We start from the raw sequence: 13451 nt of genomic DNA, 5'->3' as shown, positions 1-13451 counted from the left end.
GTGTAAATGGAAAAAATTTCCACGAAACCTCGGCGGATGACCGCCGTCCGGACGAAAAAGGCCCCGCCGGCATTGTCGCTGGCAGGGCCTTGGGTCGCGCCTGGGCCGATCGATCAGCCGGCGCGCATCAGCGGGTCGCTGACCCCGAGCACGTAGAAGGCCACCAGCGCGATGATCCCCGCAAACACCATGTAGTAGATGGTCGGCAGGATGGTCTTGCGAATGGTCTCACCTTCGCGGCCCAGCAGGCCCACGGTGGCCGATGCCGCCACCACGTTGTGGATGGCGATCATGTTGCCCGCCGCGGCGCCCACCGCCTGCAGTGCCACCATCATGGCGGTAGAGAGCCCCAGCTGCTGCGCCACGTTGAACTGGAACTCCGAGAGCATCAGGTTGGAGACCGTATTGGAGCCGGCGATGAAGGCGCCGAGACCGCCCACCGCCGGGGCGAACAGCGGATAGACGCCGCCCACGCCGTCGGCCACGAACTGCGCCATGGCCACCGGCATCGAGACCAGATCGGCGGCGTTGACCCCGGAGTTGATCAGGATGCGCACCATGGGGATGGTGAAGATCAGCACGAAGCCGGCGCCGAGCAGGGTCCGGGAGGACTCGCCGAAGGCGGCCTTGAGCTCGCCCAGGCGCATGCGGTGGAGCACGGCGGTGATCAGGACCACCATCAGCAGGATGCCACCCGGCAGGTAGAGCGGCTGGATGGCACCGGAAACCCCGGCCTCGCCCAGGATGTTGCTCCAGCCGAGGCTGACAGACTGGAGTGCTTCGCGAAACGGGTCGACGACGCGGGAAGCGACGAGGATGACCGCCAGCAGGACATAGGGTACCCAGCCCATGAGGGTCGAGATCGGCGCCTTGCCGACGACGTCGTCCAGCTTGATTTCCAGCTTGCCGATCCAGGCATCGGGCCAGGACTTGCTCTCCGGGAAGTCCCAGGTCTTCTTGGGCAGCAAGAAGCCGCGCCGTGCCGCCGGTACCACGATCGCCAGGCCCACGCCAGCGCCGATCATCGCCGGGAACTCCGGCCCCAGCAGGACGCCGGCCAGCATGTAGGGCACCACGAACGCCACGCCCGTGAAGAGGGCGAAGGGGGTGATGTCCAGGCCCTCCTTCCAGGATTTGTTGGCACCGAAGAACCTGACCATGATCACCACCATGATCAGCGGCATGAAGACACCGACGATGCCGTGGACGATGGCCACTTCGGCGCCGATCAGGTGGAAGTACTCCTGCCAGGTGGCGCCACCGGCTTCCAGCGTTTCGGTGATGCCGGTCCGGTCTATGCCGCCTGACACCCCGACGATGATGGGCGTGCCCACGGCGCCGAAGGAGACCGGGGTGGACTGGATCATCATGCCCACCACCACCGCGGCGAGCGCGGGAAAGCCCAGTGCCACCATCAGCGGGGCGGCCACGGCGGCCGGGGTGCCGAAGCCGGAGGCGCCCTCGATGAAGCAGCCGAACAGCCAGGCGACGATCAGCGCCTGCACCCGGCGGTCGGGGCTGATGCCCGAGAAGCCGTTGCGGATCGCCTTGATGCCCCCCGAGTGCTTGAGCGTATTGAGCAGCAGGATGGCGCCGAAGATGATCCACAGGATCGCCACCGTCAGGATCAGGCCTTGGAAGGTGGAGGCGAGCACCCGGTTGAAGCTCATGTCCCAGGCGAACAGGGCAATCAGGGCGGTCACCACGTAGACCGCCGGCATGGCGGTTCGGGCGGGGAGTCGCAGGCCGATCAGCAGGACACCCGCCAGGATCAGCGGTGTGAAGGCGAGTAGCGCCAGTGTTGTATCAGTCATGAGGTGGAGTACCTCGCGGTCTCGTTGTCGATGGGTAAGCGGGCGTTGGCCTCGGTACGCCTAGCGGACCGAGGCAGCGGCTGGAGGCAACGATACGGGGCTGTATGGCGCTCGGCCAGATGTGGGTAATTGGTATTACCAATAATTTGCTGATGGATGTCGTGCTGTTTTCTCGGATAAAAATTTTATAAACAGTGGTTTATGTATTTTCCGCGGCGTCGTTTGGCGCAAGCCGGTGACCGAAGGGTTAGACTAATGGACAGTCTTGTTCCCCGGCGTCGGCAGGCGCGAGGCTCGGATTGGCGTCCTGGAGGAAAGGCTGGCACTATCGGCTGACGACGTTTATCAGCTTAAGCCGGGAGGCGGCATGGCAAGGGTGCTCTACGACCTGTGCGGTATCGACGAGGGGCTGAGGTTTTCGCCCTACTGCTGGCGCGTGCGTTACGCGCTGGCCCACAAGGGCCTGGATTACGAGCTGCGTCCCTGGTATTTCACCGACAAGCAGGCACTCAGCTTTGCCGATCATGACAAGGTGCCGGTGCTGGTCGACGACGACCAGGTGGTCACCGACAGCTACGAGATCCTGCGCTACCTGGACCGCGCCTATCCCGAATCGCCGCTGCTGGGCGAGGGAGTGGCGGAGTCGCGGGCGCGCTTCTTCAAGCACTACGCCGAGCGGTCGCTGCAGCCGGCGATGCTGCGCACCATCGTTATGGACCTGCTCAACGCCATTCATCCCAAGGATCGGGACTACTTCCGCGAGACCCGGGAGAAGCGCCTGGGGCGTACCCTCGAGGAGTTTCACTCCCCGGCCAAGGGGCTGTCGCAGCTGGATGCGGCGCTGGCGCCGCTGCGCGGCTGCCTGAGCGATGCCGACTTCATCGATGGCGACTCGCCGGCGGCGGCCGACTACCTGCTGTTTGGCAGCTTCATGTGGGCGCGCTGTGTCTCCACCGCCGATCTGGTCTCCAATGCCGACCCGGTCTATGGCTGGCTCGAGCGCATGCTGGATCAGCATGGTGGCCTGGGGCGCAGCGCCATGCGGGTGACCGACATCGAGGGCGCCTACCGCTGAGCGGCAGGCGCATCACGAAGCCGAGTCGTCGGGTGCGGCCCGGCGGCCTTGAGCCGCCGAGGCCAGCAGCGCCATGACCTCATCGTCATCCACCTGGCCGAAGTCGGCGAAGAACTGACCCACCGCCATGAAGCCCTCGGGGACCTGCAGGCAAGCGACCTCGTCGGCCCAGGCCTCCAGGCGCGACACGGCGCTGGGTGAGGCTACCCCCAGGGCGGCGATCAGCCGCTCGGGTCGCCCATGCAGGGCCTTCAGGGCGGCCTCCATGGTGGCGCCGGTGGCGCTACCGTCATCGACCACCACTACCACCCGGCCATCTGGTGAAATCGGCGTTCGCACCGCGGCATAGCGCTGGCGGCGGTCGGCGATCAGCTGGTGCTGGCGGGCAATTTCCCGCTCTACGGCCACCGGCGAGAAGTGGTGGGCGACATCGTCATCGAGCAGCACGCTGCCATCCTCGCCGACCGCGCCAATGGCGAACTCCGGGCTTCCTGGGGCGCCGATCTTGCGGACCAGCACCACGTCCAGCTCGCCTCCCAGCGCTTCGGCCAGCCGATGCGCCATCGGCACCCCGCCGCGGGGAATGGCCAGTATCAGCGGGTGATGATCCTTTAGATGATCAAGGCGCCGGGCGAGCTGCTCGGCGGCATCGAGGCGATCTCGGAACATGGCAAACCTCCTGGCGATTGCTCCTCTGATTCAGTGTAGGAGGCCGACGCGATGCCGTGTCGGACATTGGGTGCTGAACGCCCCCATTAATTGGAAAATATTTCCAGTATACAATTTATTTGTGTAGTGTATCGGGTGGGTGTCGATCAGCATGGCGTCACTTTGGTAGCGTCAGCCGTTCGATGCCCCTCTCTACAAATCCAATAACCGGAGATACCCTGGATGCTCGATGCTACCTCTCGCGGCCTTGTCGCCGGCACCGCGCTGGCTGCGGCCTTGACCGCCGGTGCGGCCCAGGCAGCCACCTGGAGCGACACCTTCATCGGCTATCGCTATGGCACCCAGTTCACCGAGCCCAACAATCCCGACAAGGTGGAAAAGCACATCCTGCAGTTCTCCCATGTCAGCGGCTATTCGCTGGGGCAGAATTTCTTCAATCTGGATGTCCTGCAGTCTGACAGCACCGACCCGGCCCGGGGCAGCGCCAGCGGCGCCACCGAGGCCTATCTGGTCTATCGCCACCAGCTGCACGCCGGCAAGCTCTTCGATGCGCCGCTGACCTTTGGCCCGGTCAGGGACATGGCGCTCACCGTGGGCTTCGATCTCAATACCAAGAACACCGAGTTTGCACCGCGTAAGCGCCAGCTGCTGGTGGGGCCGACCTTCAAGTTCGATGTACCGCGCGGCTTTCTCGACCTCAGCCTGTTCTACAGTCGGGAGTGGAACCACTGTGGCCTCGACCCCTGTGGCCTGCCGGGCAATGACAACAGTCTCTCCTTTGACCCCTACTATCAGATCAATCTGGCCTGGGGGCTGCCCTTCGAGGCGGGGGCGCTGCCGATGAAGTTTCAGGGCTTCTATAACTACAACGGCAAGAAGGGCGACGACTACTTCGGGGTCTCCACCAAGGCCGAGCAGCTGATGCGCACCTCGCTGATGCTCGACGTGGGCAGCTTGCCTGGGGCGGCGACAATACCCTCTGGGCCGGGGTTGGCTATGAGTACTGGCGCAACAAGTTTGGCAACCACGACAAGCCGGGCGTCGATACCGATGCGTTGACCCTCAACCTGGAGTGGCACTTCTGACCCAGGCGCTGCGCCTGGCAGGTCGAGAAAGGCGTTTCGCCGGCAGCGGGCCAGCCACCTTGGTGGCTGGCCCGCCTGCGTTCAGCCACGTTCTCCTGGTGAGGGCGATGGCGAGGGAGGCGGAAGAACGGGGAGTAAGAGGGTAGGCCAGAGAGTGGGAGGTCAACCAGTAGAGGGGAAAGCGGCGAGGGGTGAAGCGCTGCATACGAGGGGCAAGTTACCGAGGGCTAGAACCTAAAACGCCGCCGGCGGGTGCCGGCGGCGCGGAGATGGGAGCAGGTCAGGCGAGCCTTAGAGGTTGGACTTGACCTTCTCGCTCTTGGTGGCGATCGCCTCGTCAGCCTCGGGCTCCGCCCGGCGCGGCTTGCCGGGCAGGATGGCGTCCAGCAGCAGAGCGGCGACGGCGGCCGGCACCAGGCCTGACTTCAGCAGCAGGCCGGCCTGACCCGGCATGGTGTCGGAGATGGCCTCCACCGCCGGCAGGCCGATACCCAGACTCATGGCGACGGCGATGATCAGCATGGCGCGCTGGTTGAGTTCGCACTCCTGGATGATCTTCAGGCCGGCAGAGGCGATCATGCCAAACATCACCACCCCGGCACCGCCCAGCACGGCGTGAGGCATGGCCGCCACCAGACCGCCCAGTTTGGGAACAGGCCCATGCAGATCAGCAGGATGCCGCCGATGGTCACCACGTGACGGCTGACCACGCCGGTCAGGGTGATCAGGCCCACGTTCTGGGCATAGGCGGTATTGGGCAGGGTGTTGAAGACGGCGGCGAAGGAGGTGGCCACGCCGTCGGCCATCACGCCGCCGGAGAGTTCGCGGTCCTTGGCCTGGCGGCCGGCCCCGCCGATGGTGATGGCAGAGATGTTGCCAATGGTCTCGAGGCCCACCACGAACATGATCAGGGTCATGCCGATGATGGCGGTCAGATGGAACTCCATGCCGTACTGCAGCGGCTGGGGGATGGCGAACCAGGCGGCGTCGGTGACGCTGGAGAAGTCCACCATGCCCAGGGCGATCGCTACCAGATAGCCACTGCTCAGACCCACCAGCACCGAGGCGGCCTTGAGAAAACCGCGCCCGAACTGGTGCACGACGATGGTCACCACCAGCACGAACAGCGCCAGGCCCAGATTAGTGGGGGAGGCGAAGTCATCGGCCCCCACGCCGCCGGCGGCGTAGTTGAGGCCCACCGGCATCAGGGTGATGCCGATCAACAGCACCACGATGCCGGTGACCACCGGCGAGAACCAGTGGCGGATCTTCTTGAGGAAGGCCCCCAGCACGATCTGCAGTAAACCGGCGATCATCGAGGCGCCGAGCACCGCGGCCAGCCCGAAGGCATTGGCCAGGGGCAGGGCCACCGGCAGGAAGCCGAAGCTGGTGCCCTGGACGATGGGCAGGCGGGCGCCGATTGGCCCCATGCCGATGGTCTGGATCAGGGTGGAGATGCCGGCCACGAACAGGGCGACCTGGATCAGGAAGATCTGCTCGCCGGTGGCGGCACCGATCACGCCGGCGATGATGATCGGCGGCGTCACGTTGCCGGCGAACATCGCCATGATGTGCTGGATACCCAGCGGGATCGCCTTGCCCAGCGGTGGCATGGCATCGGGGTTCTGGTTGACGGTACGCGAGGGTCTCGGCTGCGTGGAGGACTGCTCTGTATCGGTCATGTCAGGCTCTCAGGCTTGTTGTTGTATGCAGTGGCACATGTTGTGAGCACCACACCTGCTTGTGAATGTACACAATCATTGTGATTTTGAAAGACAGCCTGCGGGTATTTTTTTATGGAAATTGTTTCCACCTTTTAAAAACAGAGGGTTGCGCGCCTTGAGTTGACTGTTTGGTCAGCCTTTGGCGGGATGGTATGGGCGATGTATGGCCTGAGGGCCTTGCGGTGGCAGGCACGGTGTTGCGACCTATCTTATCCATAAGGATAGGTGACGTACGGCTCTTGAAGGCGGGGAAAGGGGCGCCGGCCGCGGCCGGCGCCCGGGGATCAGGCTTCGCTGCGCGCTTCCAGGCGGAACAGGGCGATGCGGTTGATCTGTTCGATGGCGGTGCGCCGCTCTTCGTCGGCATCGTTATCCAGGCGGGTCTCGAAGGCGGCCAGAATGGCGTGGCGATCGCTGCCCTTGACGGCCATCACGAAGGGAAAACCGAACTTCTCTTTATAGGTGGCGTTGAGGCGTTCGAAACGGGCCATCTCCTCCGGCGTGCACTGATCGAGGCCGGCGCCGGCCTGCTCACGGGTGGAGTCGTCGGTCAGCTCGCCGGCGATGGCCGCCTTGCCGGCAAGGTCGGGGTGGGCGCGGATCACCGCGAGCTGCTGCTCGGGGGGCGCTTCGCGCAGGGTTTGGCCCATGGCCTCGGCCAACCCCGCCGGGGTGTCCTGTTCGGGGGTCAGGCCTCGCTCCCAGGTCAGTTCGGCCACCCAGGGGGAGTGCTCGTAGATCTCGCCATACTGGGTCACGAAGGCATCACGGCCGAGGCTGCTGGGACGCGGGGTCAAGCTCTTGTCGTTCATCTGGGTCTCCAGGGTCGATGGTGGGTATGGGGGGCCACTCACATGAGGGCCAACAGTGGCAAGGCTACGCCCATGGCCCAAGTGTATACAAAAAAATTTTGAAATGTATCGCAATAAGCGCTAAAACTGTCCTCATGGGGTGTGGCGCTCGCATGCCGCCTGGGCCGGACACCTCGTTAAACCATGATGCGCCTCACCCGGTGACATCGCCACACGACTCGATCACACATCTAGGGGGAGAAACCGATGGGACGTCTAACCACACATGTTCTGGACACCGCTCAAGGCCGCCCCGGCGAGGGGATTCGTATCGAGGTCTTTCGCCTGGCAGGCGAGGGCCGCGAGCGCCTCAAGGAAGTCACCACCAACGACGACGGCCGCTGCGATGTTCCGATCCTCGAGGGCGGCGACTTCGCGGCCGGCGAGTACGAGCTGGTGTTCCATGCCGGCGACTATCTGCGTCAGCAGGGCATAAAGGCTAGCGAGCCGCGCTTTCTCGACGTGATTCCGCTGCGCTTCGGCGTTTCCGATGCCTCCGCTCACTACCATGTGCCGCTGCTGCTCTCGCCCTACGGCTACTCCACCTATCGCGGCAGCTGACGGCGCGCGGGCCTAGAGATGCTGCTCGCTCCGTCATGTTTACCAACAACAAGCACTCCCGGTGAGGTTCCCTGAATGCAAGCCTACCTACTCGAATTCCTGAACTTCATGCTGCGCTGGCTTCACGTCATCGCCGCTATCGCCTGGATCGGCGAGTCGATCTATTTCGTGATGCTAGACAACGGCTTGAAAAAGCCCAAGGCCGCCGAGGACCGAGAGAAGGGCGTGTTCGGCGAGATGTGGGCCGTTCACGGCGGCGGCTTCTATCACAACCAGAAGTACGCCACGGCACCGGCCAAGCTGCCCGATGACCTGCACTGGTCGTTCTGGAAGTCCTACACCACCTGGCTGTCGGGCTTCGCGCTCTTCGTGCTGCTCTACATGGCCAACCCGAGCTTCTATCTGGTCAATCCCAACGCCAACTGGGAGTGGGCCGCCAACATGAGCGGCTGGCAGGCCAACGTGCTGGCGCTGCTGTTCCTGCTGGGGGGCTGGGTGGTCTACAACGAGCTGTGCAAGCGGATCAGCCCCAACATGACCCGTGACGGCCTGCTGAGCATCGCCGTGGCGATCATGATGGTGGTGGTCGCCTATCTGAGTACCCAGATGTTCTCCGGCCGGGCCGCTTTCCTGCTCACCGGCGCGGTCATGGCCACCGCCATGTCGGCCAACGTCTTCTTCTGGATCATTCCCGGGCAGCGGCGCATGGTCAACGCCATGAAGGCCGGCGAAGAGCCCAATCCGCTGGATGGCAAGCGCGGCAAGCAGCGCTCGGTGCACAACACCTACTTCACGCTGCCGGTGGTGCTGCTGATGATCAGCAACCACTACGCCTTTGCCTACAACCACGAGCATGCCTGGATACTCATGTCGCTGTTCATCTTCGGCGGCGCGCTGATCCGGCAGTTCTTCGTGTTGATGCATGCCGGCAAGATCCAGCCCGCCTACCCGGCCGCCGGCACCGCGCTGATTCTGGTGGCCTTCTGGGTCGCGATGCCTTCCAGCCAGCCGGCAACCGCGGTGGCGGAGGGTGAGGCGACGCCCTTCGAGGAAGTGCATGCGCTGGTCGATCAACACTGCGTGGCCTGCCACTCCAGCGATCCCACCCAGCCGGGATTTGCGGCACCGCCGGCCGGCGTGGCCTATGACAGCGAGGATCAGATCCTGCGCCAGAAGAGCCAGATTCAGCAGGTGGTGGCCAGCAAGTACATGCCGCTGGGCAACATGACCGGCATGACCGATGAGGAGCGCGAGGCAATCGCCGCCTGGTCGGAGTAATGGTGGGGACTTGGCCGCCGAGGAGCGGTCATCGACCCGGGCTGTCGTCAGCCAGACAGGGGCTCGCCAAACGGCGGGCCCCTTGGCGTACCGGGTGGTTCGGTCCCAGGCCCTCAATGCGTATACAATAAGGTCATCTAGGGTCATGCAAGGAGGGATACCATGAATCAGCTGGCAGACCACGGCGAGTCGACCAAGGGGCGCCCCCGGCGCCTGGGCAAGAACGGCGACGGTGCCGAACGGCACGAGGTCATCTACCGCTCGATCAGCGATGCGATCATCGAGCATCGCCTCAAGCCGGGCGCTCGGCTGCGCGAGGATGCGCTCTCCGAGGTGTTCGGCGTCAGCCGTACCGGTATCCGCAAGATCCTTCAGCGCCTGGCACTCGAGCAGCTGGTCACCCTCACCCCCAGGCGCGGCGCCAGCGTCACCCGACCCACCGCCGACGAGGCCAAGGAGGTCTTCGATGCGCGCCAGATGGTCGAGTGCGGCCTGATGCCGGAGGTGGCCCGTCGTATCACCGAGGACGACATTTGCGAGCTGCGCGGCATGGCAAGTCGAGAGCGCGAGGCGCTGCGGGCGGGCGAGCAGAGCTCGGCGATCAAGCTCTCCGCGGCCTTTCACGAGCGCCTGGCCCAGCTCTCAGGCAACAGCACGCTTGCCGCCTTCGTCGGTCGGCTCTGCTCACGCTCATCGCTGATCCTGGCGGTCTACGGCAATCCCGGCAACCTGGGCTGCGAATCCCACGACCACGACGATCTGATCCGCTACCTGGAGGCAGGCGACGGCGAGGGGGCCCGCGCCTTCATGAGCCACCACCTCGAGGAGATCGAGGCGTCACTCGCCATCGTCGAGGAAGAGGCCGAAGCGCCGGATCTGCACAGCATCTTCGGCGACTGACCCTCGCGGCACCCTATTATCCCCTCGTAACGCCAGCGCCCCGGACCATGGATCCGGGGCGCTGGCGTTGATACCTGGGTGGGTTACTGGCGGAAGCGCTGGCAGGGCGCCCAGTGGGTCATTAAGAGAACATCTTGCCGACACTTATTGTATACATGAAATGTTTTCAAATGCTGTTTCCTAGCCCTGAAAGCGAGTCGTAGGCAGAGTTGATCAGAGTGTTAAGGTGGCCGGTCAACCAGGAAAGCAAGGTCAGCACGCTGGATACGTAACTGATAAATAATAATACAATCAATGGGATGGGGTCGTTTCCTGAGCGGGTCCGAGTTTTTGTATACGAAAATTTGTGTTTTCGTATTTTTTGTCCTAGCTTCTAGGTGTGCGTAACACATAGAGCCCTCTGGCTCTGGTCATGCCGCTCCTTCAACAATGACTCCAACGGCAAGGAGAACAGCGATGCGTCAATATGCCCTCCCCGTGACTGCCACCTTGGTAGCTTCTTTCATTACCGCCTCAGCCATGGCTGCACCATCTTCGATTCGGGCCCTAGGCCAGCCGGTTGGCTCAGGCGCCATTCAGAACGACCTCGAACAGCCATTCTTCGAGAACTTCGCCGAGCGTACCGGCGTGAGCACCCAGGTAAGTTATAGCCCTGTGGATACTTCCGGCGTCAGCGATGCCGAGGGCTTGAGGGTTCTTCGCAACAATCTCTTCGGCATTGTCTCGCTGCGTTTATCGCAGATCAGTGGTGATGAGCCGACGTTGCTAGGCTTTGATCTGGTTGGCCAGAACCCCACCTATGAAGTTGCTCGCCAGAATGTCGATGCTTATATGCCAGTAGCGGATGCGCGACTACAGGAGCGGTTCAATTCGAAACTGCTGGGCGTCTGGCCGGCGGGCCCTCAGGTGATCTTCTGTGAGCCCGAGATCAGTGGGCTCGAAGACCTCCGAGGGAAGCGGGTGCGGGTTTATGACAATATTCTTGGGAACTTCATGTCGAGCCTGGGTGCCGCTCCGGTGCCGCTCTCCTTCCCCGAAACGCAGCAGGGCATCGCCCGAGGGGTGGTCGACTGTGGTGTAACCGGGCCAAGTTCGGCCAATGCCGCTGGCTGGCCGGAAGTCACCAGCTACGTTTATCCCCTGCCGGTACAAATGGCGATGAACGGCTATGCCGTCAACCTCAACGTGTGGAATCAGTTCTCCGAAGAGGAACAAACACAGATTGAGACAGCATTCAATGAGCTCGTAGACGATATATGGGCTTATTCAGAAGAGCTCTATGAAGATGCCTCTCGCTGCAATACTGGGGCTGAGCCTTGTGCCAACGGCCGCCCCTATTCACTTACCGGTATCGATGTGACCGAGGAGGATCTTCAGACCGTCAATGAGGCCGTCGAGACCATGTCGCTGCCCAACTTCGTTGAGCTGTGTGACAGAACCAACCCGAGCTGCTCGGAGGATTGGAAAGCCACCGTGGGTGCCAATCTGGGGCTGTAAGCGATGCGGCCGGCGCAGAACAGCGCCGGCCGCCTTCGTATAGGAGGTCTATGATGAACGGTTTAATAAGAATTTTTAGTATTGTCTTTGGGGTCATTTTCTTCTCACTCTCCTTTGTAGTGAGTCTAGAGACCCTTACTCGCAGACTCTTCAACATCTCCTTAGGAGGCATCGACGAGCTCTCCGGTTATGCAGTGGCTGTGGCCGCCGGCCTGGCCTTCTCGGTGACATTAATCCAGCGGGCGCATATCCGCATCGATCTCGTCACATCTCGGTTGTCAAAGCAGAAACAGGCCTTTCTCAATTGGCTCGCCAGTGTCTCCATGGCATTGCTGGGGCTGTTCTGTATCTGGCTGGCCTATGGGGTGATTGGTGACACTATTGCTTACGGTAGCCGGGCGCCCACTGTTTGGGCGACGCCGCTGGTCTACCCTCAGGCTCCCTGGTTCTTGGCCCTGTTGATCTTCTGTGTTCTAGCAGTGTTCCTGGCTGTCCGTGCCACCCTGCTGCTGGCTCGTCGTGATACGAGTGGGCTGCTGAGAGACTATGGCCCGCGTAGCGCTAAGGACGAGCTCAAGGAGGAGCTGGAGGATATCCGCCACCGTGAAGAGGAGGTGGTCACGTCATGACGCTTGTCTATGTTTTTATCGCCTTCTTGGTCATGCTCGGTATGATGCTGGCGGGTATTCCCATCGCCGTGGCCATGGTTGCTATCGGCGTGGTGGGTGGCCTGATCACTTTTGGTATGCCACTGGTTGAATCCATGGGGTCGGTCATCTGGGCCTCCCTCAATCAGAGCCTGCTGACGGCCATCCCGCTGTTCATCCTGCTGGGGGAGCTGCTGTTGCGTGGCGGTATTGCCGATCGCATGTTCTATGCCCTGTCGATTTGGATGAACCGTTTGCCAGGCGGGCTGTTGCATACCAATATCGCTTCCTCGTCGCTGTTTGCCGCCACCTCCGGTTCCTCCGTGGCCACTGCGGCAACTATCGGTACCTTAGCTCTTCCCACCCTGGAGAAACGCGGTTACCCCATGGGGCCGGCGCTGGGGTCGCTGGCTGCCGGTGGTACCCTGGGCATTCTCATCCCACCCAGCGTTAACCTGCTGGTGTTCGGCTCTCTGGCCAATGTCTCGGTGGGACAGCTGTTCCTGGCTGGGGTTATCCCGGGAATCGCCCTCACCCTGCTGTTCAGCCTCTATCTGTTGGTCAGCCAGTGGGGTAAGCAATATGGTGAAGACGAGGTACGTATTCCGCTGAGCGAGAAGCTCAAGGCTTCGAAGAGCCTGGTACCGCCGCTGGTAATCTTCTTCATTGTCATGGGGTCGATCTATGCCGGCCTGGCTACGCCCACCGAGTCTGCAGCCCTGGGGGTGGTAACAGCGATATGCTTCGTCTGGCACGGTGGACGCCTCAATCTGGCCCTGCTCGAATCAGTTTGCATCAACTCGGCCCGCACCACGGGCATGGTGCTGCTGGTGATCATCTGTGCACTGATGCTCAATGTTACTGTTTCACTGACCGGCGTTGCCCAGACCCTGACCCAATGGGTGGTGGCTTTCGACCTCTCGGTCCTTGCGCTGCTGCTGATCCTGATCCTCTTTTACATCCTGCTGGGGATGTTCATGGATGTTATGTCGATGCTGGTGCTTACCGTGCCGGTGGCCATGCCCATCGTCATGGCGGCGGGCATTGACCCGATCTGGTTCGGTATATTCATCATCATGATGTGTGAGATCGGCTTGATTACACCGCCAGTGGGCATGAACCTCTATGTGGTACACGGTGTACGTCCAAGCGGCGGCGATTTTCGCGAAGTAATGTGGGGCGCCTTCCCGTTCGTGATCATCCTGTTGCTCTTCACCTTCCTGCTGATCGCCTTCCCCGATATTGCGTTGTGGCTACCTCGTAACATGATGGGATAGTCGCGCTACCCGAACACATCTTGTTTTCCCGATGAACTGTAGACCCCATCCTTGGCCTGTTGGGCCAGGGGTG

Annotated in this window: 11 protein-coding genes and 1 pseudogene; 8 read left to right on the top strand and 4 right to left on the bottom strand. The window is 62.4% G+C overall.

Features of this window, described 5'->3' with window-relative positions; genetic code table 11:
• Nucleotides 1-113 precede the first annotated feature (113 nt).
• On the bottom strand, nucleotides 114-1814 hold the full coding sequence (locus tag ACSJDS_RS19110) for an L-lactate permease (protein ID WP_473034611.1): 1701 nt from the start codon (nucleotides 1812-1814) through the stop codon (nucleotides 114-116).
• Nucleotides 1815-2181: 367 nt separating this feature from the next.
• On the opposite strand from ACSJDS_RS19110, the gene ACSJDS_RS19105 reads away from it, so the two are divergent.
• Nucleotides 2182-2889, top strand: a complete 708-nt coding sequence (locus ACSJDS_RS19105; RefSeq protein ID WP_473034610.1) for a glutathione S-transferase N-terminal domain-containing protein — start codon at nucleotides 2182-2184, stop codon at nucleotides 2887-2889.
• 12 nt (nucleotides 2890-2901) lie between these two features.
• Here ACSJDS_RS19105 and ACSJDS_RS19100 read toward each other — a convergent pair whose 3' ends face one another.
• The gene (locus tag ACSJDS_RS19100; protein WP_473034609.1) at nucleotides 2902-3558 is read right to left on the bottom strand and encodes a phosphoribosyltransferase; all 657 of its coding nucleotides are present in this window, start codon (nucleotides 3556-3558) and stop codon (nucleotides 2902-2904) included.
• A 222-nt stretch (nucleotides 3559-3780) separates the two neighbouring features.
• Here ACSJDS_RS19100 and ACSJDS_RS19095 point away from each other — a divergent pair, with 222 nt between their 5' ends.
• On the top strand, nucleotides 3781-4617 hold the full coding sequence (locus ACSJDS_RS19095; RefSeq protein ID WP_473034608.1) for a hypothetical protein: 837 nt from the start codon (nucleotides 3781-3783) through the stop codon (nucleotides 4615-4617).
• A gap of 317 nt (nucleotides 4618-4934) precedes the next feature.
• Here ACSJDS_RS19095 and ACSJDS_RS19090 read toward each other — a convergent pair.
• Nucleotides 4935-6205: pseudogene (locus tag ACSJDS_RS19090) on the bottom strand (uracil-xanthine permease family protein).
• 446 nt (nucleotides 6206-6651) lie between these two features.
• Entirely contained in the window at nucleotides 6652-7179 is a 528-nt protein-coding gene (uraD, locus tag ACSJDS_RS19085) for a 2-oxo-4-hydroxy-4-carboxy-5-ureidoimidazoline decarboxylase (RefSeq protein WP_473034607.1), read from the bottom strand.
• Between the two features lie 246 nt (nucleotides 7180-7425).
• Between uraD and uraH the strand changes: the two genes are divergently transcribed.
• From uraH to ACSJDS_RS19055, 6 genes are all read left to right on the top strand, one after another.
• Complete coding sequence (uraH, locus tag ACSJDS_RS19080; RefSeq protein ID WP_473034606.1) at nucleotides 7426-7779, top strand: hydroxyisourate hydrolase; 354 nt, start codon at nucleotides 7426-7428, stop codon at nucleotides 7777-7779.
• A gap of 75 nt (nucleotides 7780-7854) precedes the next feature.
• Nucleotides 7855-9057 carry a urate hydroxylase PuuD gene (locus ACSJDS_RS19075; protein WP_473034605.1) on the top strand — a complete coding sequence of 401 codons (1203 nt, stop codon included), beginning with the start codon at nucleotides 7855-7857 and terminating at the stop codon, nucleotides 9055-9057.
• A gap of 162 nt (nucleotides 9058-9219) precedes the next feature.
• Nucleotides 9220-9957 carry a GntR family transcriptional regulator gene (locus ACSJDS_RS19070; protein ID WP_473034604.1) on the top strand — a complete coding sequence of 246 codons (738 nt, stop codon included), beginning with the start codon at nucleotides 9220-9222 and terminating at the stop codon, nucleotides 9955-9957.
• Nucleotides 9958-10413: 456 nt separating this feature from the next.
• Entirely contained in the window at nucleotides 10414-11454 is a 1041-nt protein-coding gene (locus ACSJDS_RS19065) for a TRAP transporter substrate-binding protein (RefSeq protein ID WP_473034603.1), read from the top strand.
• A 53-nt stretch (nucleotides 11455-11507) separates the two neighbouring features.
• Nucleotides 11508-12083: a TRAP transporter small permease subunit gene (locus ACSJDS_RS19060; protein ID WP_473034602.1), complete on the top strand. Its 576-nt coding sequence runs from the start codon at nucleotides 11508-11510 to the stop codon at nucleotides 12081-12083.
• The gene (locus ACSJDS_RS19055; RefSeq protein WP_473034601.1) at nucleotides 12080-13378 is read left to right on the top strand and encodes a TRAP transporter large permease; all 1299 of its coding nucleotides are present in this window, start codon (nucleotides 12080-12082) and stop codon (nucleotides 13376-13378) included. Before ACSJDS_RS19060 ends, ACSJDS_RS19055 begins: the two co-directional genes overlap by 4 nt.
• Nucleotides 13379-13451 lie beyond the last annotated feature (73 nt).

It is taken from the genome of Halomonas sp. SL18_1 (genome assembly GCF_055755715.1).
The sequence above is the reverse complement of the archived record's forward strand: the minus strand, read 5'-3'. Positions and strand labels throughout refer to the sequence as shown.